Origin of the sequence: Mesorhizobium sp. M5C.F.Ca.ET.164.01.1.1 (genome assembly GCF_004792125.1) — a bacterium.
Lineage (GTDB): Bacteria > Pseudomonadota > Alphaproteobacteria > Rhizobiales > Rhizobiaceae > Mesorhizobium > Mesorhizobium wenxiniae.
On record NZ_SRTG01000001.1, the window covers coordinates 3,202,523 to 3,225,020 of the forward strand.

Here is a 22,498-nt window from a genome sequence, read left to right on the forward strand (position 1 = left end):
CTTCCGGCTACGACGCAACGCTTCATCGAATTTCTAGGTGACTGCTTGGAGCCGACTTAGGCGAGAAATCAACGTCCGCCTTGAGCGTACCTTTTTGTCATTCGGTACTTGGGTCCGGATGTCCGCAACGGGTCGCAGCTTGCCGTCCCCGAGGTGCCCATCTAACCACCGTTGTTTGGCGGCGGCCATATCCCCGTCGTGTGAACGTTGCCATGGCGCTTAAACTAGTAAGGATTATGCGCGAAATCAAAGTGCTACAGCCTCCTTTGCGCGCCCCAGAGGACGCGCGGCGCTGTCGTGAATGTCTCAGTTTGATCGATCCCGGAGATTCGAACGAAATCTGCCGGGCAATAGCAATTTTGCGCCAAGACTGTCGTTATCACGCGAACTGCTTCCCTTCCAAAGTTGCACATTCCTTGGCATGTTCCCAACCCGTGCCGTTTTTGACATCATGGCCCGGATGCGGAATGGTAAAAGGCAGAAAGCCAACAATGGGAGTTTCGTGATGACAATCTACGAGAGTAATGGCGATCGCGTTCCGGATCACATCCATGCAATGGCCGAAGAAGCCAAGGCCGGACGTGTCGACCGCCGCGAGTTTCTGGCTCTGGCCAGCGTCTTCGGCGCGTCCACGGCGATGGCCTATGGTATGCTCGGCCTCGCCGACCCGACGCCGGCGCGAGCGCAGGACGTACAGGGCAAAAAGGGCGGCATATTGAAGGTCGCCATGTGGATCAAGGATCCGAAGGATCCGCGCAAGGCCGACTGGTCGGAAATCGCCAATGCCGAGCGCCAGGCACTCGAGCCGTTGGTCAAGTACACAAACGAATTCACGTTCCGCCCCTACCTGCTCGAGAGTTGGGACGTCAACGACGACGCCACCGAATACACGCTGCATGTGCGCAAGGGCGTCACCTGGAACAACGGCGATCCGTTCACCGCGGATGACGTCATCTTCAACTTCAAGCGTTGGGCCGACAAGAAAGCCGAAGGCAATTCCATGCCCGGTCGTCTCGGCTCGCTGGTCAAGGACGACAAGCTGGATGAGAGCGCAGTCACCAAGGTCGACGAACACACGGTCAAGCTAAAGCTCAGCACGCCTGATATCGCGCTCATTCCCAACGTGTGCGACTATCCCGGCCTCATCGTCCACAAGACCTTCGACGAAAAGGGCGGCGATTTCAAAGCCTGCCCGATTGGCACCGGCCCATTCGAGCTCGTCTCCTACGATGTCGGCCAGAAAGTCGTCTACAAGCGCCGCGAAGACAACAAGTGGTGGGACGGCGAGGTCTTCCTCGACGGCATCGAGTTCATCGACTACGGCACCGATCCCGCGGCTACGGTCAGTGCCTTCGAATCGGGAGAGGTCCATACCAATTTCGAGACGTCGGCCGACTATGTGTCGATCCTCGACGGTGTCGACCTAGTCAAGTACGAGGTGGTCACCGCAGCGACCATCGTCTGCCGCACCAATGTGGCCAACAAGCCTTATGACGATCAGAAGGTCCGCAACGCGCTGCAGCTCGCAGTCGACAACGCCGTCGTGCTGCAGCTTGGCATGGCCAATGCCGGTACTGTCGCCGAAAACCACCATGTCTCGCCGATCCATCCGGAATATTACGAGCTGCCGAAGATTGCCCGCGATCCGGCCAAGGCGAAGGCGCTGATGGAGGAAGCCGGTCAGGCCGATTTCGAGCACGAGCTGATCACGGTCGACGAAGACTGGCACAAGAATACCGGCGATGCGATCGCCGCGCAGATGCGCGACGCCGGCATCAAGGTGAAGCGCACGGTGCTGCCGGGTTCGACGTTCTGGAACGACTGGACGAAGTATCCGCTGTCGATGACCAACTGGAACATGCGGCCGCTCGGCGTCCAGGTTCTGGCGATCGGCTACCGCACCGGAGAAGCCTGGAACGAAACCGCCTGGTCGAATCCCGAATGGGATGCCAAGCTCAACGCCGCGCTCGCCGTTGCCGACGCCGCCAAGCGCAAGGAGATGATGAAGGACATCGAGCAGATCCTGCAGGATTCCGGCATCATCATCCAGCCCTACTGGCGCAAGCTCTACAGTCACTCGGTGGCTGCCGTTAAGAACTACGCCATGCACCCAACCTTCGAGCGCGATTACGGCAAGGTCTGGCTCGACGAGGCCTGATCGGGTCGATCGTGGAAGGGGCGGTTCGCCCCTTCCACCCACGCCATGCATGATTCCAGAACCGAAGTAGGCGCAGCAAGAAAGGCGCGGACTCTTCGGATAGGGGCGTGCAATAAGACAGGGTTGATCGCATTCTGAGGGTCCGTTTGACAGCCAACTCTGCCGATAGCGGCTGAAGTGGCGCCAAGCCGGCCTCAACCCCAACCAGACCGGCAGGGGGACCGCCATGCTTTCTTTCATCCTTCGACGCCTCGGCACCATGGCATTGACGATGCTGTGCCTGACGTTGGTCGTCTTCTTCCTGATCAATCTCGACCCCAATCTGAAAAAACTGGCGATCAGCCAGACCGAAATGCACACCTCGGCCGAGCAGCTCGAAAGCTGGCTGGTCAACCATGGCTATCGCCAGAATTTCTTCTCCCGCTATGGCCAATGGCTGGGTATCGTGCCCAAACAGCCGGTCACAGACCCGGCAACGGGCAAACCCGCGCGACGTTTTGCCTTCTGCAACGATCCTGTCGAGCCGACGTTCTCCGGCGTGTTGCAGGGTGATTTCGGCTGCTCGACCAAGTTCAAAACGACGGTCGCGTCGAAGCTTTTCCCGGCGCTCGGCGCCACCGGTATCCTGATGTTCTGGGTGCTTGTGGTGATGGTGCCGATCTCGCTTCTGATCGGCATCCTCGCCGGCATGCGCGAAGGCTCGCGAACCGATCGAACGTTGTCCGTCGCCTCGATCGCCTCGACGGCAACGCCCGAATATGTCTCGGGCGTCATTTTCACCGTCATTTTCGCCTCATGGCTCGGCCTGCTGAACGGTTCGGCGGCTTCGGCCAGCCGGGGCATCACCTTCTACAATTTCACCTTGCCTGTCATGACGCTGGCGATCTACGGCATCGGCTACATCGCCCGCATGACCCGCGCCTCGATGGTCGAGGTGATGACGCAGCAATATATCCGCACCGCGCGGTTAAAGGGCCTCTCCTTCGGCAGCGTCGTGGTCAAGCATGCGCTGCGCAACGCGCTAATTGCGCCGTTCACAGTCATCATGCTGCAATTTCCCTGGCTGCTCACCGGCGTCGTCATCGTCGAGGTCATGTTCCGCTACCAGGGGTTTGGCTACACGCTGGTCGAGGCGGCCGGCAACAACGACATCGATCTTTTGCTTGGCTGCTCCCTGGTTTCGGTGTTCATCGTCCTGATCACGCAGCTCATTTCCGACGTCGGTTACGCGTTTCTCAATCCGCGTATCAGAGTTCAATAGGGGATCGGGCGGATGCAGCTTGAATATATCGGCGCCTTCGATGTGGTGCTTGGCGTGCTTGCGCGTTTCTGGCCGGTCTGGATCGCTCTCGTCCTGGTGATGGGGGCGAGCTTCGCTTACAAGAAGAGGCTTGGCCTCTACGGTCAGCTGTTCGACAGCAGCGTCGGCATCGTCGGCGTCGGCATCTGCCTGTTCTGGCTGTTCACGGCGATCTTCGCGTCGACCATCTCGCCCTTCAATCCGCTTGTCCAGATCCCGATCATGAAGGATGCGCTGCCGGGCGCGGTCGAGCCGCAATCGGGACTTGTCTACCTGTTCGGCGGCGACAAGCTTGCCCGCGACGTGTTCAGCCGCATGGTCTATGGCAGTCAGATCGTGCTGATCATCGCGCCGGCGGCGACCGGTTTCGCGCTGATGGTCGGCATCACGCTTGGCCTGCCGGCCGGCTATTATGGCGGGAGGATCGATACGGTGCTGTCATTCCTCGCCAACCTGGTGCTCGCCTTCCCGGTGATTCTCCTGTTCTATCTCTTGGTGACGCCGGGCATCATGGAGACGCCGATCCCCTATGCGATGGCCGGGCTGTTCTTCCTGTTCCCGATCATCTTCTTCAGCGTGCTGTTCTGGACGCGCTACAAGAAGCGGCCGGACCGCCTTTACATCCTCCTGGGGCTGACCCTTGCCATTGGCGGCTGGGTCTATGCCGGCCTGGTCTTCGATGCCGACCCGTTCAGGATAATCCATATCGATCCCAACCAGCTCAACATCTTCGTGGCGGTGGTGTTCGCCTCCAGCCCCGGCGTGTTCCGCATCGTGCGCGGCCTTGTCATGGACATCAAGACGCGCGACTATGTGGCGGCGGCGCAGACGCGCGGTGAATCGCCGTGGTACATCATGCTGTGGGAGATCCTTCCCAATGCACGCGGGCCGCTGATCGTCGATGCCTGCCTGCGTATCGGCTACACCACGATCCTGCTCGGCACGCTCGGCTATTTTGGGCTGGGGCTGGCGCCCGAGAGCCCGGACTGGGGCACAGCGATCAAGGACGCCAGCCGGCTGCTGCGCTCCTTCATCCATCCGGCGCTGCCGCCGACGATTGCGCTGATGTCGTTCGTGCTGGGCCTTAATCTGTTGGCCGACTCGCTGCGTGAACAATCGATGAAAGATTGATGGACGGGTTCTCGACCCGATATGCTTGCAAGAACAAGGATTGGAGCGACCCATGAATGAGGCAGTTCGAAATCCCGCCGAGCCGATCATCGAGATCGAGAACCTGTCGATCTCCTTCTTCACCCGCAAGGGTGAGATACCGGCCGTTATGGACTTCTCCTGCACGGTCATGCCTGGCGAGGCGATGGGCATCGTCGGCGAATCCGGCTGCGGCAAGTCGACCGTGTCGCTCGGCATCATGCGCGACCTCTCCAACATCGGAAAGATCGTCGGCGGCCGGATAAAGTTCCAGGGCAGGGACATGGGCGAGCTGTCCGACGAGGAACTGCGCGCCATCCGCGGCAACAAGATCGCGATGATCTACCAGGAGCCGATGGCCAGCCTGAACCCGGCGATGAAGGTCGGCCAGCAATTGATGGAAGTGCCGCTGATCCACGACAAGGTGTCGAAGGAAGAGGCTTATAGACGCGCACTGGAAATGGTGCGCGCGGTCAGGCTGCCCGATCCCGAGCGCATGATGCGCTCCTTTCCGCACCAGCTTTCCGGTGGCCAGCAACAGCGTATCGTCATCGCCATGGCGCTGCTGTCGAAGCCGGCGCTGCTCCTGCTCGACGAGCCGACGACGGCGCTCGACGTGACGGTCGAAGCCGGCATCGTCGATCTGGTCAAGGGGCTCGGCGAGAAGTTCGGCACCTCGATGATCTTCGTATCGCACAATCTTGGCCTGATCCTGGAAACCTGCGACCGCATCACGGTGATGTATTCGGGCGAAGCGGTGGAGACCGGCAAGATCAAGGACGTCTTCGACCGGATGCGCCATCCCTATACCCAAGGCCTGTTCCGCTCGATCCCGCTGCCCGGCGCCGACAAGAATTCGCGGCCTCTGATCTCCATCCCGGGGCAATTGCCGCTGCCGCACGAGCGGCCGAAGGGCTGCAATTTCGGCCCCCGCTGCCACCATTTCGTCGAGGGCGTCTGCAACGCCGCCGAAATCCCGATGATCGCGGTCGACGGCCATGAAGGCCATTTTTCGCGCTGCGTGCGCTTCAACGAGATCGACTGGGAGGCGCTGCCGCCCGGCGCCAAGAAGCTCAACGAGCGCGTAGAGCCCGGCGCGCCGGTGCTCAAGATCGAGGACCTCAAAAAATACTACAAGGTCGGCGGCAGCGAAGTGTTCGGCTCAAGCGAAGGCCGCGTCGTCAAGGCCAACGAGACGATCTCCTTCATGGCGCGCGAATCCGAGACCGTCGCCATTGTCGGCGAGTCCGGTTGTGGGAAGTCGACGCTGGCCAAGGTGCTGCTCGGGCTGGAGACGGCAAGCTCGGGCAGCGTGACGCTCGGCAACCAACAGATCCAGTCGACCGGCGTCGAGAAGCGCAGTGTCGAGACGGTGTCGTCGATCCAGATGGTGTTCCAGAATCCGTTCGACACGCTCAATCCCAGCCATACGGTCGGTTCGCAGATCATCCGCACGCTGGAAAAGTTCAATGTCGGCAACACGGTCGCCGATCGCCGTCAGCGCATGCTGGAGCTTCTCGACCTGGTGAAGCTGCCGCGGGCGTTCGAGACCCGCAAGCCGCGCCAGCTCTCAGGCGGCCAGAAGCAGCGCATCGGCGTGGCGCGGGCCTTTGCCGGCGACGCCAAGGTGGTGGTGGCCGACGAGCCGGTTTCGGCGCTCGACGTGTCGGTGCAGGCGGCGGTGACTGAGCTCCTGATGGACATCCAGCGCAAGAACAAGACGACGATGCTGTTCATCAGCCACGACCTGTCGGTGGTGCGCTACATCGCCGATCGTGTCGTCGTCATGTATCTCGGCTATATCGTCGAGCAGGGCACGACCGAACAGATATTTTCGCCGCCCTATCATCCCTATACCGAGGCGTTGCTGTCGGCGATCCCGATCGCCGACACCAGCGTGATCAAGAAGCACATCGTGCTGGAGGGCGACATTCCGTCGGCGATGAACCCGCCAACCGGCTGTCCGTTCCAGACGCGTTGCGGCTACAAGAAGCTGGTGCCGGACAATCTTTGCGAGACGCAGGTGCCGCCGGTGAAGAATCTCGGCGACGGTCATTTGAGCCTGTGCTGGCTTGCCGACGACGTGCTGGCGAAAATGGAGCCGGTAATCAAATTCGACAAGGAGCATGCCGCCCATGAGGGGTTGCCGGACGACGCGCCGCAAGGCATCGGTCCTGGCTTTGCCGGCGCTCCGCCCAAGCGTCCGCGCGGCAAAAGGCCGAAGCTGACGGATGGCTAGATCCTTGGCTTCATCAACGCGCGCATTGGCGTAGCTGCGCGGCATAATCCCGAGCCATCTTCTCGGTGGCTCGCGCATAGCGCTGCACGCCGGCATCGCCGCGATTCCCGCGGCCATAGGCCGTCCAGCCGAGATAATAGGCCAGATAGAGGTTGTAGGTGTCGTTGCGGGCGACGCCGAGCGTGTCTGATGTCTTGGAATGATACCAGCCGACGAAATCGACGGCATCGGCAAAGCTGGTGCGGCGCGCCGCCCAGCTGCCGGTCTCGCTTTGATACTGCGCCCAGGTGCCGTCGAGCGCCTGCGAGAAGCCGGTGGCGCTGGAGACACGTTTCCAGGGAATGAAGCCGAGAAGCTTGGTGCGCGGCGGCCTGGCGTTGCTCTTGAAACCGGATTCCTTCCGCACCGTCGCCATCAGCACGGGAACCGGCACGCCGTATTTCTGCTCGGTACGCTCGGCCGCCGCCTGCCAGTTGTCGAACCAGCCGTCATTCTGGTCGAACACGGCGCAGACATCGTTGATATGGCGTGGCGGCGTCGCGCAGGCCGACAGCGCCAGCAACACTGTAACAGCTATAATTTTACTAAAACTCGACCTACCCATTGGAACAGGATTAGGCCGAAAACATAAAAGGAATCTTGCTGCGTTCCTTAACGGTCCATCGGCCGCTTTGGTCCCGGCAGAGGCGAGGGTAGATATTCCGACGTTTTCTGTCGCTTTTGTCGGCGTGAAATTCCCGATATGCCGCCTTGGCTAAAATCACGCCCGCATGTGGCGGATTTCTGACAGCCCGATCCTCGTGCCGGCGCTTTGATGCGCCGCATGAACGAACCGAGACGCAAGCGCGGCGCCGAGCGAACCAGCAACCGGGGACTGGCCGCCATTCCGCAACTGCCGTTGCGCCGCGTGACAAATCCGTATCCGCCAATGGCGATGCTCTCGGCCGACCAGATCGAGGCTATCCACCAGGCGTCGATGCACATTCTGGAGAATTTCGGCATCGAGGTGATGAGCCGGCGGGCGCTTTCGCTGTTCGAGAATGCCGGGGCCAAGGTCGATCAAGCGTCGATGACCGTCCGCATCGACCGCGGTATGGTCGACCAGGCAATGCGGACGACGCGGTCGAGCTATACGCTGACGCCGCGCAACCCCGGCCGTACCGTTCATCTCGGCGGCAACACCATCAATTTCACACTGGTCGCCGGGCCGCCCAATGTGCATGACATGGAACGCGGCCGCCGCGCCGGCAATTTGCGCGACTATTGCGATCTCACCCGGCTGGCGCAGCATTTCAACTGCATCCACATGCTGGGCAATCAGGTCTGCGCTCCGGTGGAACTGCCGGCCAATTCACGCCACCTCGACACCTATTTCGCCAATCTGACGCTGACCGACAAAAGTTTTCACGTCTCGGCGATCGGCCGCGGCAGGGCGCTCGACGGCATCGAAATGATGGCGATTTCGCGAGGGCTGACGCCCGACCAGATGTGCGACGATCCCGGCGTCACCACCATCATCTCGGTCAACTCGCCGCGCCGTTTCGACGAGATGATGACCGAAGGGCTGATGACCATGGCCGAGTTCGGCCAATCGGTCGCGGTGACGCCGTTCACGCTGATGGGGGCGATGAGCCCGGTGACGCTTGCCGGCGCGCTCGCGCAACAGAACGCCGAGGCGCTGTTCGGCGTGGTCTTGACGCAGCTTGTCCGCCCTGGCGCCCCGGTCATGTATGGCGCCTTCACCTCCAATGTCGACATGAAGTCCGGTGCACCGGCGTTCGGCACGCCGGAGAACACCAAGGCCAACATCGCCTCCGGGCAGCTGGCGCGGCGCTATGGACTGCCCTACCGGACGACGCCGGGCTCAGCCTCCAACGCCGCCGACGCGCAAGGCGCCTATGAGACGCTGATGGCGCTGTGGGGCGCGGTGCTCGGCCACGGCAATCTCGTCTACCACGCCGCCGGCTGGCAGGAGGGCGGGCTGACCGCGTCGTTCGAAAAGTTCATCATCGACGTCGAGATGATCCAGCATATGATGGAGTTTTTGCGCCCGATCGAAGTCAACGAGGCCGAACTCGCCGTCGAGGCATTGGGGGCGGTGCCGACCGGCGGCCATTTCTTCGGCGAGCCGCACACGCTGGAGCGCTACGCCACCGCCTTCTATCAGCCGATGCTCTCCAATTGGCAGAATTACGAGGCCTGGCAGGAGGCCGGCGGGCTCGACGCCACGGCGCGGGCGACGCGGCTGTGGAAGAAAGCGCTGGAGGATCATGTCGAGCCGGCGATGGATATTTCCGTGCGCGAGGCGCTGGAGGCGTATGTGGCAAAGCGCAAGGAAGCGATCGGGCAGGGCGAGCCGTGATGTCTTTGGTATCGGTCCGCTCAACTCCTGTCATCCCGATTCACTTCACCCGTCCAACTCACTGGAGTAAACGAGAAAATTCATGAAATCGCATGCAAAGGTCGTGGTCATTGGCGGAGGCGTCGTCGGCTGTTCCGTGCTGTTCCATCTCGCCCGTCACGGCTGGACCGACATTGTGCTTCTGGAGCGTGACGAGCTGACTTCCGGTTCGACCTGGCACGCGGCCGGCGGCATGCACACGATCAATGGCGATCCCAACGTCGCCAAGCTGCAGAAATACACGATCTCGCTCTATAAGGAGATCGAGGAGCTGTCCGGCCAGGCGACCGGCGTACATCTGACCGGCGGCGTGCTTTTGGCGGCGACCGAGGCGCGGCTCGACTGGCTGCGCGGCGTCGTTGCGAAGGGCCGCTATCTCGGCATCGATCTCGAGGAGATTTCGCCGAACGAAGCGGCCGAACTGATGCCGCTGCTCGATCCGAAGCAGTTCGTCGGCGCCGTCCGCAACAAGGAGGACGGTCATCTCGATCCATCGGGCGTCACCCATGCCTATGCCAAGGCCGCGAGAAAACTTGGCGCCGACGTTGAGCGCTTCACCAAGGTCGAGGGCATCGTGCGCCGCCCCGACGGGCTGTGGCGCGTCATCACCAACAAGGGCGAGGTGGTGGCCGAGCATGTCGTCAACGCCGGCGGTCTATGGGCGCGCGAGGTCGGCCGCATGATCGGGCTGGAACTGCCGGTGCTGGCCATGGAGCACATGTACCTGATCACCGAGGACATGCCGGAAGTCGCCGCCTGGAACCAGAAGACCGGCACGGAGATCATCCACGCGGTCGATTTCGACGGCGAGCTCTATCTGCGCCAGGAGCGCGGCGGCATGCTGATGGGTACCTATGAGAAGGCCAATAAGCCATGGTCCGAATTTTCCACGCCGTGGAATTTCGGCCACGAACTGCTGGAGCCCGACATCGACCGCATCGCGCCGTCGCTGGAAGTCGGCTTCAGGCATTTCCCGGCCTTCCAGAACACCGGCATCAAGCAGATCATCAACGGTCCCTTCACCTTCGCGCCGGACGGCAACCCGCTGGTCGGACCGGTGCGCGGCCTGCCGGGTTTCTGGGTCGCCTGCGGCGTCATGGCGGGTTTCTCACAGGGCGGCGGCGTCGGCCTGGCGCTGGCGAACTGGATGATCGAGGGCGATCCCGGCGCCGACATCTGGGCGATGGATGTCTCGCGCTACGGCGACTGGGCGACGATGGCCTACACCAACGCCAAGGTGCGTGAGAATTATTCGCGGCGTTTTTCCATTCGCTTCCCCAATGAGGAGCTGCCTGCCGGGCGGCCGCTCAAGACCACGCCGGTCTATGACCTTTTGTCGGTCAAGGGCGCGCAATGGGGCGTGGCCTATGGGCTGGAAGTGCCGCTGTGGTATGCGCCCGAGGGCGTCAAGGACGAGTTCTCGTGGCGGCGCTCGAGCGATTTCCAGCATGTCGCAAAAGAGGTGAAGACGGTGCGGACACGGGTCGGCCTGTCGGAAATCTCGTCATTCGCCAAATACAGGGTGACGGGCGAGGGCGCGGCGGGCTGGCTCGACCGCCTGCTTGCCTGCAAGCTGCCAAAACCCGGCCGCATGACGCTGGCGCCAATGCTGAAGGAAGACGGCAGGCTGATCGGCGACTTTTCGCTGGCCAATCTCGGCAGTCCCAATTCCAACGGGGAGGACTGGTTCCTCGCCGGCTCCGGCATTGCCGAGCAGTATCACATGCGCTGGTTCGAGGCGCATCTGCCGCAAGATGGCTCGGTCCGTATCGAGGCGCTGGGGGCGAAGCTGACGGGCCTGTCGATCGCAGGACCCAAGGCGCGGGACGTGTTGGCCAGGGTTACGCGGGCGGATGTGTCGAATGCGGCGTTTCCGTTCATGGCTACGGCCAAGATGGATGTCGGTATGGCGCCGTGCCTGGTCGGCCGCGTCAGCTACACCGGCGATCTCGGCTACGAGATCTGGGTGGCGCCGGAATATCAGCGTGCCGCGTACCAGGCCCTGATGGCGGCTGGCGAAGAATTCGGCATCGGCCTGTTCGGCTCGCGCGCGCTCAATGCGCTGCGGCTGGAGAAGAACTACGGCTCGTGGGCGCGCGAATACCGGCCGATCTATGGTCCGCTGGAGGCCGGGCTCGATCGCTTCGTCGCCTACGGGAAAGAAACCGAATTCATCGGCAAGCAGGCGGCACTCGCCGAGCGCCGGCAAGGCGGCAAACTGCGGCTGCGTGCCTTTGTCGTTGATACGGCAGACGCCGACGTCATCGGTGACGAGCCGATCTGGTTCGACGGCGCCGTGCGCGGCTGGGTCACGTCAGGCGGCTACGCGCATCATTCGAAGACGTCTGTGGCTATGGGCTACGTGCCGAAGGAAATCGCCGACAAAGCCGACGGTTTCGAGATCGAGCTCTTGGGTAAGCGCTTTCCCGCGCGCGTGCAGCCGACACCGCTGTTCGACGCGAATCTAGAGCGGATGCGGGGGTAAAGGCGCCGCTGGTGGCGGCTCAACGCTGCGGCGGTTGTCCAGCGCCAAGGCGCCGGGACCGGCGAACACCAGATAGAGAAAGGTGAAACAGAACGAGATTGCCGCATCGCCACTATTGTTGGCGGGGAAGAAATCGCGCGGCATGTGCGCCATGAAATAGGCGATCGCCATCTCGCCGCAGAGCAGGGACGCCACCGGCCGGGTCAGGAGCGCAAGCGGGATGCCGCCGGCGAATTCGAGGTGCCGGCTGCCAGGGGCAGCCCGCTCAAGGTGCCGGCGTGTTTGGTGACCGGGAAAATTGAACAGCTTCTTTGTGCCGTGCTCGATGAACTGCGACGCGGTCACGATGCGCAGAGCGCCCTGCACCTGCGGCTGATATCTGGCGAGGTCGTCGAACGGCTTCAGCTAAGCTCCATTTGCCCCGAACGGCCATAGATTATCGCCCGGCAGGGACCATTCACTTCGCATGGCCTGCCACCAACAATCGGTGATTGGATGTTCCTCGCCCTTTAAATCTTTTCGCTCTGGGGTTGTATTACAATCGCTATAGTTGTAGTAATAGCTAGACACTCCAAACCATATGGGTTCCGTTTGCTATGAGAAAAGTTGTCGTGAGCCTATTCGCCATCCTTGCAGGGACCAGCGTCGCCATAGCCGACGACGCCGGCTGTGCTGCTTTCAAATGGCCGGTGACGCGCGAGGAGGCCCTGTTTGCGGCAGCGCCCGCCGCGCAATCCGGGGCTGACCTTGCGGTCGGCGAGGCTGCGGATGTGGCGTTGGCGCCGGTCGACACGATCAGCTTCACCGTTCCGCCGGAACGCGTGCCGGCAGCCGGTACATTCGGCGCGACGGCAAGCGTAGCCGTGCCCCCTGAGGGAGAGCTCCAGATCAGCCTGTCTGATGAGGCCTGGGTCGATGTCGTTCAGGACGGCAAAGCCGTGAAGTCGGCGGCTTTCAGTCGCATGAAGACCTGTCCGGGGATCCGCAAGAGCGTGCGCTTCAAGCTGGCCGCCGGCCCGGCGACGGTGCAGTTCAGCGGCGCGAAAAAAGAGACCCTTAAGGTCGCGGTGCTGACGCCGGAGTAATTCTCGAAGGGGCGGAAGGACAGGGCTCCTCCTTGTCCTGCCGGACATCTCCCCCAATTGGGTCCCAATTGGGGGAGATCGGCCACTGCCGCTGACGTTGTTACCGCACCGGCGCCGTTAGTGCGAAATGGGCACCTTGTGGGTCCGTGCACATCACGATCCAGCCGCCGCCGGGGACCTCCATCGGGCCCATAAGGATCTTGCCGCCATTGTCGGTTACGCGCTTGGCCGCCGCGTCGATGCTAGGTACATTGAAATAGAACTGCCAGACCGGCACGGGAATCTGCTCGGGCTTGTTCATCATGCCGCCGATAGGTTCGCCGCCGGCGGTAAAGAGCTGGTAGATGCCCATCGGCCCCATATCCATGGCATCGCCCTTTTCCCAGCCGAACTGGTCGGAGTAGAAATCGAGGGCCGCCTTCCAGTCTGATGTATAGAGTTCATGCCAGCCGATATTGCCAGGAGTGGTGGCCGGCAGGGCAGGTTGGTCGGGGCCTTCGGGCTGCAGGAAATTGAACACCGCGCCTTGCGGATCGGCGACGACGGCAAAACGACCGACACCGGGGATGTCGTCGGGTTCGCGGTGAACCGCACCGCCGGCCTCCTTCAGCGATTTCGTTGAAGCATCGACATCCCTGGTGTGGATGTAACCGACCCACGCCGGCGGCATACCCATCTTGCGTACTTCATCCGGCTGCGCCATCAGCCCGGCAACGCCGCGCTCGCCGACATTCATGATGATATAGCGCGGCATGCCTGGTGCGCTGTCGAAGACTTGCGCCTTCCAGCCGACCACGTCGGTATAGAATGCCTCGGCAGCGTCGAGATCAGTTGTCATCAGCTCGTACCAGAAGAAGGGCATCGGGGACTTTGACATTGTCATCCTCCTTGGGTTTCCAGTTGGGGATTGTGGTTCGATCCATCCTAGGACGATCTTGGCGACAGAAATCCGACATCTGGGCCACAAATCGATGGCGGCAAGGCGTCCCTCATTTCGCAATCTTGCGCATGTTGCGGTTTTCGACTTTGCTTGCCGTCAACGAGGGTTGTTGATCCATGCTCCGGATGTCGCTCACTTCAGAGCTTGTCGCGCTATGCCATGGGAGGAGGCCGATCCCGGTCCCGACGGAAGCTGGACGCAACTGAACGATGAGGATTTCCAGACCCTCGCGTCGCGGCTATCGAGCGAAGCAGACGCGGGCCCCTTGTGGGTGTTCGCCTATGGCGCGCTGATCTGGAAGCCGGCTTTCGAGTCCGTCGAACAACAGCGCGCCACTGCTTTCGGCTGGCACCAGTCCTTCTGTCTCGACATTGCCCGCTGGCGCGGCAGCGCTGCGCAGCCGGGACTGATGATGGCGCTCGAACGAGGTGGGCGATGCGATGGTGTGATCTACCGCTTGCCGGAGGGGGAAAAGCCGCTGCAGATCGAAAAACTGTTGCGGCGCGAGATCGACGATCACGAGAGTGTCGGCTCGGTCAGATGGCTTCCGGTGCGTACGGCTCAAGGCACGCTCTGGGCGCTGGGCTTCTGGGTCGGCGTAACCGGCAGGGGCACCTCGCTCATTCAGCCCTTGGAAAATGTGGCGCGGGTGCTGGCCAGGGCATGCGGGCATGTCGGGTCCGGCGCCGAATACCTCTACAACACCGTCCATCACCTGGAAGCGTTCGGCATTCGCGACCGCAATCTGTGGCGGCTGCAGGAACTGGTCGCGCACGAGATCAGGTCGATCCATGGCGGTGCCCCTGATCTTGACCTCCCCTCCGCACAGTAATCGCGCGTGAAATCTCAAAAAACATGAGTAACTTTATCATGTTTTACTCAGCCTTTTCAGCGGCTTGCGTCAAAAATTGACCAATTGATAAAAAAACAAAACGTGCTAGCCTTCCCAAAACAACAAGGAATGGGGAAGCGGAATGGCGACTGGTCATTTCAAGCAGGGCATTGCCGGCGGCCGGCTTTCGCCCGAACAATATGCGGATAATTTTTCCGACCTGCATCCGCCGCTCGATCATCATGAGGCGTTGGTCGAGTCCGATCGCTGCTATTTCTGCTATGACGCGCCGTGCATGAACGCATGCCCGACCTCGATCGACATCCCGCTGTTCATCCGCCAGATCTCGACAGGCAATCCGATCGGCTCGGCCAAGACGATTTTCGACCAGAATATTTTGGGCGGCATGTGCGCTCGCGTCTGCCCGACAGAGACACTGTGCGAAGAGGTCTGCGTGCGCGAAGTGGCGGAAGGCAAGCCGGTGCAGATCGGCCGCCTGCAGCGTTATGCCACCGACGTCGCCATGGCTGAGAATAAGCAATTCTATGCGCGCGCCGCCCCGACCGGGAAGACGATCGCCGTGGTCGGCGCCGGACCGGCCGGCCTTGCCGCCGCCCATCGGCTCGCCCGCCATGGTCATGAGGTGACCATCCTGGAAGCCCGCCCGAAAGCCGGCGGTCTCAATGAATACGGCATCGCCGCCTACAAGAGCATCGACAATTTCGCCCAGGCCGAGGTCGATTATATCCTGTCGATCGGCGGCATCGATATCCAGAACGGCAAGGCGCTCGGCCGCGACTACCAGCTGTCGGACCTGACAAGGAATTACGACGCGGTGTTTCTCGGCATGGGGCTTGGCGGCGTCAACGCGCTGCGCGCCGATGGCGAGGACGCGCAAGGCGTGACCAATGCGGTGGAGTTCATAGCGGAGCTTCGCCAGGCCAGTGACCTTGCCAGCCTGCCGGTCGGCCGGCGGGTCGTCGTAATCGGCGGCGGCATGACTGCGATAGATGCGGCGGTGCAATCGAAGCTGCTCGGCGCCGAAGAGGTGACGATCTGCTATCGGCGCGGGCAGGAGCACATGAACGCTTCCGACTTCGAGCAGGACCTGGCCGCCGCCAACGGCGTCATCATCCGTCACTGGCTGCAGCCGAAGCGGGTCATTGCCGCAGGCGGCAAGGTGTCTGGCATTGAACTCGAATACACGGCAATGGATGGCGACAAGCTCGTCGGCATCGGCGAGCGGCTGACGCTCTCCGCCGACCAGGTGTTCAAAGCCATCGGCCAGAGCTTTGTCCCGGCTGCGCTCAACGGCAGCGGTGCCTTGCTTGCTTTGGAGGGCGGCCGCATCAAGGTCGATGTCGAAGGCCGCACTTCGTTGCCAAATGTCTGGGCCGGCGGCGACTGCATCTTCGGTGGCGACGACCTTACCGTCTCGGCCGTTGCACAGGGCCGCGACGCGGCCGAATCGATCCACCGGGCACTGACCTCGAACGGGAGGGCATGAGCATGGCAGACATCCGCAACAATTTCGTCGGCATCAAATCGCCGAATCCGTTCTGGCTGGCTTCGGCACCGCCGACCGACAAGGCCTACAACGTCATCCGAGCCTTCAGGGCGGGCTGGGGTGGCGTGGTGTGGAAGACGCTTGGCGAAGAGGGGCCGCCGGTGGTCAACGTCAACGGTCCGCGCTACGGCGCGATCTGGGGCGCCGATCGGCGCCTGCTCGGCCTCAACAACATCGAACTGATCACCGACCGCGACCTGCAGGTCAATCTGCGCGAGATCAAGCAGGTCAAGATGGACTGGCCCGACCGAGCCATCGTCGTCTCGTTGATGGTGCCTTGCGAGGAGCATGCGTGGAAGGCCATCCTGCCGGTGGTCGAGGAGACGGGGGCCGACGGCATCGAGCTCAATTTCGGCTGCCCGCACGGCATGTCGGAACGCGGCATGGGCTCGGCGGTCGGCCAGGTGCCGGAATACATCGAAATGGTGGTGCGCTGGTGCAAGGCCAACACCCGCATGCCTGTTATCACCAAGCTGACGCCCAACATCACCGATGTGCGCAAGCCGGCGCGTGCCGCCCTTGCCGGCGGCACCGACGCCGTCTCGCTGATCAACACCATCAATTCCATCACAGGCGTCAATCTCGATAGTTTCGCACCGGAGCCGACAATCGACGGCAAGGGTTCGCATGGCGGCTATTGCGGCCCGGCGGTGAAGCCGATCGCCATGAACATGGTGGCCGAGATCGCCCGCGATCCGGAAACGCACGGGCTGCCGATCTCCGGTATCGGTGGCATCACCACGTGGCGCGACGCCGCCGAATTCATGGCGCTCGGCGCCGGCAATGTGCAGGTGTGCACGGCGGCGATGACCTATGGCTTCAAGATCGTGCATGAGATGATCGCCGGCCTGGAAAACTGGATGGACGAGAAGGGCCATGCCTCGCTGGACGACATTATCGGCCGCGCCACGCCCAACGTCACCGACTGGCAATATCTCAACCTCAACTACGTCGCCAAAGCGCATATTGACCAGGACGCCTGCATCAAATGCGGCCGCTGCCACATCGCCTGCGAGGACACTTCGCACCAGGCGATCACCGCAATCGTCGACGGCGTCAGGCATTTCGAGGTGATCGAGGCGGAATGCGTCGGCTGCAACCTCTGCGTCAATGTCTGCCCGGTCGAGAACTGCATCACGATGGAGCCGCTCGCGGCTGGCGTGATGGACCAGCGCACCGGCAGACCGGTGTCGCCGGTCTACGCCAACTGGACGACGCATCCGAACAATCCGATGGCCAAGGTGGCGGCGGAATAGGGCGCAGCCTGTTGTGGAAAGCGGCGCCTGCGGGCGCCGCTTTTTCAAATCGATATTGCAGATAATAGTTATCCACGATAATATGTATCCATGAATTGGAGATCAGCACAATGAAGCTGGGCGAGGGCGTCGAAGCGGCCATCCACTGTGCCGCGATGCTTGCCGGCATGGAAGGCGAGGCGACCATGCCGGGTGCTGCCATGGCGGAAGCGTTCGGCCTGTCGCCGAGCTATCTCCTCAAGCATCTCAACGCGTTGACGGCGTCGGGCATCCTGGAATCGGTGCCGGGGCCATCGGGCGGTTACCGGCTGGCGAGGCCGGCCGCGCGGATAACGCTGCTCGACATCGTGCTCGCCGTGGAAGGAGGCGAACCGGCCTTCCGCTGCGGCGAAATCCGTCAGCGCGGGCCGGTCAGGCTCGATGCCTCGGTCTATGTCAAACCCTGCGGCATCAACGTCGCGATGCTGAAGGCTGAGCGCGCCTATCGCGCCGCTCTTGCCGAGGCGAGGCTGTCCGACATCGTGGCGGGATACATGAGCGATGCCGATCCTCGTTCAGTCGCCGCAAACTGCGCCTTTGTCGAGCGCCATCAACGACCGCAGAAATCGAGTGCAACCAAGCAAGCATGAAAGGTAAAGCGATGAAACAGAGGCTGCAATTTTTCGGTGCGGCGCCGGCGATCATGAAAGCGGTGTCGGCGCTCAACAAGACGGTCGACGAATGCGGGCTCGAGAAAAGCCTGTTGCACCTGATCAAGCTGCGGGCGTCGCAGATCAATGGCTGTTCGTATTGCGTCGAGATGCACAGCCGCGAGGCGCGCCATGACGGCGAGACCGAACAGCGGCTTTATCTCGTCTCCGCCTGGAAGGAATCGCCGCTGTTTTCCGCGCGCGAACGCGCTGCCTTCGCCTGGACCGAAGCGGTGACGAAGATCGCCGATAACGGTGTCTCGGACGAACTCTATGCGCGGGCGCTCGAGCATTTCTCGGAAGAGGAACTGGTCAAGCTGTCTGTCGCGCTTGGCATGATCAACACCTGGAACCGGCTTTGCATCCCGTTCCAGGCTATTCATCCGATGCCGGCGGCGAACGCCGCCTGAGCGGTCGAACCGGCGCGCGGCCTTGCGCCGCGTGCCCTTTTTGTTTGGAGATCAATAAGATGTTGGCGAATTTTGAGAATGAGATTCTGTTTGCCGCCCGCCTGCTGCTTGGCGGCGCGTTCGTCTTTGCCGGTCTGCGCAACATCCAGAATGCAGGCTTCCTGACCAAGTTGATGGCGACGCGCGGCGTGCCGCAGGCGCGGCTGATGCTGTGGCTGGGGATCGTCCTGCAGATCGTCGCCGGAGTTCTGGTGATATCAGGTGTCTGGACCGCCGCCGCCGCTCTGTGCTTGGTGCTGTTCCTAATTGTCGCCACCCCGATGTTCCACAATTTCTGGGATCATCAGGGGCCCGATCGCGCGTCCCGTATCAATGGTTTTGTCGGCAATGTGGCGTTGACCGGAGGGTTCTTGGCGCTGGCGGCGCAGCCGCTTTGATGGTTCGGACGGCCGCCTCGTGGAGGCAGCCGTCACGGTCTTTGGCGACAGCCAGCTTCCGCGCCGCGAGGCCGATGCGGAAGAGCCGCTGACGATCACGGCATGTGAGTATTTCTCGCTCGTGAACGTTATCTCGATGTTGAGGTGGCCGACTAACGCCCGACGAGGTCGAGGCTCAGTGTCCGCAATTGCTGTCTTGCCTTTGCGTCATAGGCCTGCGCGTCGGCGCGAGATTCTCTCTGGCCGTCGAAATAGAGGCCGCTCCGCCCTTCGAGCGCGGGCGACGTGGCAAGGTTGAGGATGGCGTCAGCGCCGGTCTCGACCGAGCTCCAAGGCGTGACGCCGGCTTGCCGGACCATGGTCGTGTTCATGTAGCTTGCCGGATGCAGGCTGTTAGCGGTGACGCCGGTGTTCTTCAGCTTCTGCGCCAGGTCGATGGTGAATATGATCTGCGCCAGCTTGCTCTGGCAGTAGGCGCGGACGCCGTCGTAGTTGTGGGTCAGCATGACATCGTCGAAATCGATCGCCTGCTGGCCGGCCGAGGCGACATTGACAATGCGCGCCGGCGCACTCCCCTTGAGCAGCGGCAGAAGCTCTGACGTCAGCAGGAAGCCGGCGAGATAGTTGACGGCAAAGCGCAGTTCGTAGCCGTCGGCGCTGACCTGTCGTTTGGTGCCGGCGGTGCCGACGCCGGCGTTGTTGATGAGGATATCGAGCCGGTCCGTGTGGGCGCGAACAACCTCGGCGAGACGCCGGACTTCGGCCAGGGACGAGAGGTCGGCGACGAGAAGCTCGGCCTTGCCGCCAGCGGCTTCGATCTCGGCGACGACATCCTTGCCCCGTGTCGCATCGCGGCCATGCACGAGGACCCGCGCGCCGTCGGCGCCGAGCCTTTGCGCGACCAAACGGCCGACGCCGTCGGTCGATCCGGTGATGAGGACGGTCCTGTCTTTCAGTTCCATGCTTGGAGCCTCCATGTTGCTCTGAGGGGAAGATGGGGCATCCGACACACCTGTAAAGCATGTCAGACATCCGACAGCCGGCAGCATGGCGTTCGAGCATATGAGTTTTTCGATAGACGGCGGCTCGGATATGAAGCTGATCGTCCACACAGCACTCGCCGAGCAGAATTCGATCGCCAAGCTCGAAAAGCTGCTGGAGACGCTTCTGGCCGAGCGGCGCAGCGCGTGACATTGGTTGGCCGCAGCTTCGTCATCCCAGGGCGTAGCAGCCGCGAAGCGGCGTCGCGGAGACCCCAGAACGACGACGCAATGAACGCCTCGGCCAATCCCCGCGGCCGCTAGCTCTTCGGCTTCAGCCCTTCGATGAACAGCTGCTCGAGAAATCTTGCCGCATCCTCGAAACGGCCGTCACCGCCGCGGTTGGGCCCGAGCACGGCACGGACCTGAACGTCGAAATCGGCATAGTGCTGCGTCGTCGCCCAGATCGAGAAGATCAGGTGCCAGGGGTCGGTGCGGGCGATCTTGCCGGCGCGCATCCAACTCTTGATGATGGCGGCCTTCTCGTCGACCAGCGTCTTCAGCTCGCCTTCAAGCATCGGCATGATGCGCGGCGCGCCCTGCAGGATCTCGTTGGCGAACAGCCGGCTTTCCCTAGGAAAATCGCGCGCCATTTCGAGTTTGCGCCTGATGTAGCTGCGCAATTCGGTTAAGGGATCGCCGATGTCGTCGAGTTCGCGCAACGGCGCCAGCCAGGTGTCCAGAAGCCGCTGCATCAGCGTCTCGTGGATGTCCTCCTTGCGGCGGAAATAGTAGAGCAGATTCGGCTTCGACATTCCGGCGGCTTCGGCGATCTGGTCGATGGTCGAGCCGCGAAAGCCGTTGGTTGAGAAGACCTCGAGCGCCGCCCCCAGGATGAGCTCGCGCTTTTCCTGCTGGATGCGGGTGCGGCGCGGGGCAGGGGTGTCCATGCCTGTCGTCATCTCCGCAGGACATTGCCGCGAGGGTCATCTGGACCAATTCTCTGGACCAGTTTTTCTCCGGCCTGTGGAGCGCGCCTCAGCTGCCGCATTTCCGCTAGTAATCCCTTGACCGCCGTCAGGGCGGTGCTAACGTTTGTCCAATCGGTCAAAAATTTGCGTAGCACGAAAACGCAGCAGAGACCAAGTGTCGGGAAGACCAAGCGTTAGCCGCACCGAAACAGGTTACAAGGGGAAGTCTTGGTCATGTCCAACCGGCTAAAGGTCACGCCGAACGATCTCAGCGCATTCTGGATGCCGTTCACGGCGAACCGGCAATTCAAACAGGCGCCTCGCATGATGGTGTCCGCCAAGGACATGCATTACACGACCAGCGACGGGCGCAAGGTTCTCGACGGCACCGCCGGCCTGTGGTGCGTCAATGCCGGCCACTGCCGGCCGAAGATCACCGAGGCGATCCAGCAACAGGCCGCCGAACTCGACTATGCGCCGGCCTTTCAGATGGGCCACCCGATCGTCTTCGAACTGGCGAACCGTTTGGTCGACCTCGCGCCGAAGGGCATGGACCACGTGTTCTTCACCAATTCCGGATCGGAATCGGTGGAGACCGCGCTGAAGATGGCGATCGCCTACCATCGCGCCAAAGGTGAGGGCTCACGCACCCGCCTGATCGGTCGCGAGCGCGGCTATCACGGCGTCAATTTCGGCGGCATCTCGGTCGGCGGTATCGTCACCAATCGCAAGATGTTCGGCACGCTGCTCGGTGGCGTCGACCACATGCCGCACACGCATCTTCCCGAGAAGAATTCGTTCACCAAGGGCGTGCCCGAGCATGGCGCGGAATTGGCCAACGAACTGGAGCGCATCGTTGCGCTGCATGATGCCTCGACTATCGCGGCCGTCATCGTCGAGCCGGTGGCCGGTTCCACCGGCGTCATCCTGCCGCCGAAGGGCTATCTCGAGAGGCTACGCGAGATTTGCACCAAGCACGGCATCCTGTTGATCTTCGACGAGGTCATCACCGGCTTCGGCCGCCTCGGCACGCCGTTTGCCGCCGACTATTTCGGCGTCACCCCCGATATTATGACGACCGCCAAGGGCGTCTCCAATGGCGTCATCCCGATGGGCGCGGTGTTCGTCAAGAAGGAGATCCACGACGCCTTCATGACCGGCCCCGAGCATATGATCGAGTTCTTCCACGGCTACACCTATTCGGGCAATCCGATCGCCTGTGCGGCTGCGCTCGGCACGCTCGACACCTACAAGGAAGAGGGGCTGCTGACCCGCGGCGAGGAACTGGCGCCGTATTGGGCAGACGCGCTGCATTCGCTGAAGGGCGAGCCGAACGTCATCGATATCCGCAACATCGGCCTGATCGGCGCGATCGAGCTGGCACCCATTCCCGGCAGTCCGACCAAGCGTGCCTTCTCGGCCTTCGTCAAGGCGTTCGAGCGCGGCGCCCTGATCCGCACCACCGGCGACATCATCGCGCTGTCGCCGCCGCTGATCATCACCAAGGGCCAGATCAACGAATTGATCGACCATGTGCGTGAAGTGCTGAGGGCGGTGGACTAGATACTCGACAACGTATAGGGCGGCGACGGGAACCGT

18 protein-coding genes and 2 pseudogenes are annotated in these 22,498 nt (G+C 62.1%); 15 read left to right on the top strand and 5 right to left on the bottom strand.

Annotated features, from left to right (window positions below):
• The first annotated feature begins 505 nt into the window (after window positions 1-505).
• From EN807_RS15810 to EN807_RS15825, 4 genes are all read left to right on the top strand, one after another.
• Window positions 506-2,158 (top strand): ABC transporter substrate-binding protein, encoded by a 1,653-nt coding sequence (locus tag EN807_RS15810; RefSeq protein WP_135935597.1) that lies wholly within the window; start codon window positions 506-508, stop codon window positions 2,156-2,158.
• Window positions 2,159-2,384: 226 nt separating this feature from the next.
• Window positions 2,385-3,419: an ABC transporter permease gene (locus EN807_RS15815; protein ID WP_135935598.1), complete on the top strand. Its 1,035-nt coding sequence runs from the start codon at window positions 2,385-2,387 to the stop codon at window positions 3,417-3,419.
• 12 nt (window positions 3,420-3,431) lie between these two features.
• Complete coding sequence (locus EN807_RS15820) at window positions 3,432-4,589, top strand: ABC transporter permease (RefSeq protein WP_135935599.1); 1,158 nt, start codon at window positions 3,432-3,434, stop codon at window positions 4,587-4,589.
• 52 nt (window positions 4,590-4,641) lie between these two features.
• Complete coding sequence (locus tag EN807_RS15825; protein WP_135935600.1) at window positions 4,642-6,846, top strand: ABC transporter ATP-binding protein; 2,205 nt, start codon at window positions 4,642-4,644, stop codon at window positions 6,844-6,846.
• Window positions 6,847-6,859: 13 nt separating this feature from the next.
• Here the strand turns inward: EN807_RS15825 and EN807_RS15830 are convergent, their stop codons facing one another.
• Complete coding sequence (locus tag EN807_RS15830; RefSeq protein ID WP_135935601.1) at window positions 6,860-7,450, bottom strand: hypothetical protein; 591 nt, start codon at window positions 7,448-7,450, stop codon at window positions 6,860-6,862.
• 219 nt (window positions 7,451-7,669) lie between these two features.
• On the opposite strand from EN807_RS15830, the gene EN807_RS15835 reads away from it, so the two are divergent.
• Window positions 7,670-9,208: a trimethylamine methyltransferase family protein gene (locus tag EN807_RS15835; RefSeq protein ID WP_145972437.1), complete on the top strand. Its 1,539-nt coding sequence runs from the start codon at window positions 7,670-7,672 to the stop codon at window positions 9,206-9,208.
• Between the two features lie 82 nt (window positions 9,209-9,290).
• The gene (locus EN807_RS15840) at window positions 9,291-11,732 is read left to right on the top strand and encodes an FAD-dependent oxidoreductase (protein WP_135935603.1); all 2,442 of its coding nucleotides are present in this window, start codon (window positions 9,291-9,293) and stop codon (window positions 11,730-11,732) included.
• On the opposite strand, the gene EN807_RS15845 is transcribed toward EN807_RS15840, so the two are convergent.
• Entirely contained in the window at window positions 11,712-12,137 is a 426-nt protein-coding gene (locus EN807_RS15845) for a DoxX family protein (protein WP_135935604.1), read from the bottom strand. The two genes, EN807_RS15840 and EN807_RS15845, sit on opposite strands and share 21 nt — an antisense overlap.
• 191 nt (window positions 12,138-12,328) lie before the next feature.
• Between EN807_RS15845 and EN807_RS15850 the strand changes: the two genes are divergently transcribed.
• Window positions 12,329-12,817 (top strand): hypothetical protein, encoded by a 489-nt coding sequence (locus EN807_RS15850; RefSeq protein WP_135935605.1) that lies wholly within the window; start codon window positions 12,329-12,331, stop codon window positions 12,815-12,817.
• A 100-nt stretch (window positions 12,818-12,917) separates the two neighbouring features.
• Here EN807_RS15850 and EN807_RS15855 read toward each other — a convergent pair whose 3' ends face one another.
• Window positions 12,918-13,694: a VOC family protein gene (locus EN807_RS15855; protein WP_135935606.1), complete on the bottom strand. Its 777-nt coding sequence runs from the start codon at window positions 13,692-13,694 to the stop codon at window positions 12,918-12,920.
• A 179-nt stretch (window positions 13,695-13,873) separates the two neighbouring features.
• On the opposite strand from EN807_RS15855, the pseudogene EN807_RS15860 reads away from it, so the two are divergent.
• The 6 genes and pseudogenes from EN807_RS15860 (at window position 13,874) to EN807_RS15885 (ending at window position 18,948) form a co-directional block, all read left to right on the top strand.
• Window positions 13,874-14,589 (top strand): annotated as a pseudogene (locus EN807_RS15860) (gamma-glutamylcyclotransferase).
• Between the two features lie 142 nt (window positions 14,590-14,731).
• Window positions 14,732-16,096 (top strand): NAD(P)-dependent oxidoreductase, encoded by a 1,365-nt coding sequence (locus EN807_RS15865; protein ID WP_135935607.1) that lies wholly within the window; start codon window positions 14,732-14,734, stop codon window positions 16,094-16,096.
• 2 nt (window positions 16,097-16,098) lie between these two features.
• Window positions 16,099-17,412: an NAD-dependent dihydropyrimidine dehydrogenase subunit PreA gene (gene preA, locus EN807_RS15870; RefSeq protein ID WP_135935608.1), complete on the top strand. Its 1,314-nt coding sequence runs from the start codon at window positions 16,099-16,101 to the stop codon at window positions 17,410-17,412.
• 110 nt (window positions 17,413-17,522) lie between these two features.
• Window positions 17,523-18,041: an Rrf2 family transcriptional regulator gene (locus EN807_RS15875; protein WP_065009902.1), complete on the top strand. Its 519-nt coding sequence runs from the start codon at window positions 17,523-17,525 to the stop codon at window positions 18,039-18,041.
• A gap of 11 nt (window positions 18,042-18,052) precedes the next feature.
• On the top strand, window positions 18,053-18,511 hold the full coding sequence (locus EN807_RS15880; RefSeq protein WP_135935609.1) for a carboxymuconolactone decarboxylase family protein: 459 nt from the start codon (window positions 18,053-18,055) through the stop codon (window positions 18,509-18,511).
• Between the two features lie 59 nt (window positions 18,512-18,570).
• A complete protein-coding gene (locus EN807_RS15885; protein WP_135935610.1) occupies window positions 18,571-18,948 on the top strand; it encodes a DoxX family protein in 378 nt (125 codons plus the stop codon).
• 152 nt (window positions 18,949-19,100) lie between these two features.
• Here the strand turns inward: EN807_RS15885 and EN807_RS15890 are convergent, their stop codons facing one another.
• The gene (locus EN807_RS15890) at window positions 19,101-19,910 is read right to left on the bottom strand and encodes an SDR family NAD(P)-dependent oxidoreductase (protein WP_135935611.1); all 810 of its coding nucleotides are present in this window, start codon (window positions 19,908-19,910) and stop codon (window positions 19,101-19,103) included.
• Between the two features lie 52 nt (window positions 19,911-19,962).
• Here EN807_RS15890 and EN807_RS37440 point away from each other — a divergent pair.
• Window positions 19,963-20,139: pseudogene (locus tag EN807_RS37440) on the top strand (transcriptional regulator); the annotation flags it as partial.
• A gap of 109 nt (window positions 20,140-20,248) precedes the next feature.
• Here the strand turns inward: EN807_RS37440 and EN807_RS15900 are convergent.
• Window positions 20,249-20,878, bottom strand: coding sequence for a TetR family transcriptional regulator C-terminal domain-containing protein (locus EN807_RS15900; protein ID WP_246684118.1), 630 nt, complete (start codon window positions 20,876-20,878; stop codon window positions 20,249-20,251).
• A 255-nt stretch (window positions 20,879-21,133) separates the two neighbouring features.
• Here EN807_RS15900 and EN807_RS15905 point away from each other — a divergent pair, with 255 nt between their 5' ends.
• Window positions 21,134-22,462: an aspartate aminotransferase family protein gene (locus tag EN807_RS15905; RefSeq protein WP_135935613.1), complete on the top strand. Its 1,329-nt coding sequence runs from the start codon at window positions 21,134-21,136 to the stop codon at window positions 22,460-22,462.
• Window positions 22,463-22,498: the final 36 nt, after the last annotated feature.

Coding starts and splice junctions, on each gene's coding strand:
- EN807_RS15810 (WP_135935597.1), top strand. CDS start 506: ATGACAATCTACGAGAGTAATGGCGATCGCGTTCCGGATCACATCCAT.
- EN807_RS15815 (WP_135935598.1), top strand. CDS start 2,385: ATGCTTTCTTTCATCCTTCGACGCCTCGGCACCATGGCATTGACGATG.
- EN807_RS15820 (WP_135935599.1), top strand. CDS start 3,432: ATGCAGCTTGAATATATCGGCGCCTTCGATGTGGTGCTTGGCGTGCTT.
- EN807_RS15825 (WP_135935600.1), top strand. CDS start 4,642: ATGAATGAGGCAGTTCGAAATCCCGCCGAGCCGATCATCGAGATCGAG.
- EN807_RS15830 (WP_135935601.1), bottom strand. CDS start 7,450: ATGGGTAGGTCGAGTTTTAGTAAAATTATAGCTGTTACAGTGTTGCTG.
- EN807_RS15835 (WP_145972437.1), top strand. CDS start 7,670: ATGAACGAACCGAGACGCAAGCGCGGCGCCGAGCGAACCAGCAACCGG.
- EN807_RS15840 (WP_135935603.1), top strand. CDS start 9,291: ATGAAATCGCATGCAAAGGTCGTGGTCATTGGCGGAGGCGTCGTCGGC.
- EN807_RS15850 (WP_135935605.1), top strand. CDS start 12,329: ATGAGAAAAGTTGTCGTGAGCCTATTCGCCATCCTTGCAGGGACCAGC.
- EN807_RS15855 (WP_135935606.1), bottom strand. CDS start 13,694: ATGTCAAAGTCCCCGATGCCCTTCTTCTGGTACGAGCTGATGACAACT.
- EN807_RS15865 (WP_135935607.1), top strand. CDS start 14,732: ATGGCGACTGGTCATTTCAAGCAGGGCATTGCCGGCGGCCGGCTTTCG.
- preA (WP_135935608.1), top strand. CDS start 16,099: ATGGCAGACATCCGCAACAATTTCGTCGGCATCAAATCGCCGAATCCG.
- EN807_RS15875 (WP_065009902.1), top strand. CDS start 17,523: ATGAAGCTGGGCGAGGGCGTCGAAGCGGCCATCCACTGTGCCGCGATG.
- EN807_RS15880 (WP_135935609.1), top strand. CDS start 18,053: ATGAAACAGAGGCTGCAATTTTTCGGTGCGGCGCCGGCGATCATGAAA.
- EN807_RS15885 (WP_135935610.1), top strand. CDS start 18,571: ATGTTGGCGAATTTTGAGAATGAGATTCTGTTTGCCGCCCGCCTGCTG.
- EN807_RS15890 (WP_135935611.1), bottom strand. CDS start 19,910: ATGGAACTGAAAGACAGGACCGTCCTCATCACCGGATCGACCGACGGC.
- EN807_RS15900 (WP_246684118.1), bottom strand. CDS start 20,878: ATGGACACCCCTGCCCCGCGCCGCACCCGCATCCAGCAGGAAAAGCGC.
- EN807_RS15905 (WP_135935613.1), top strand. CDS start 21,134: ATGTCCAACCGGCTAAAGGTCACGCCGAACGATCTCAGCGCATTCTGG.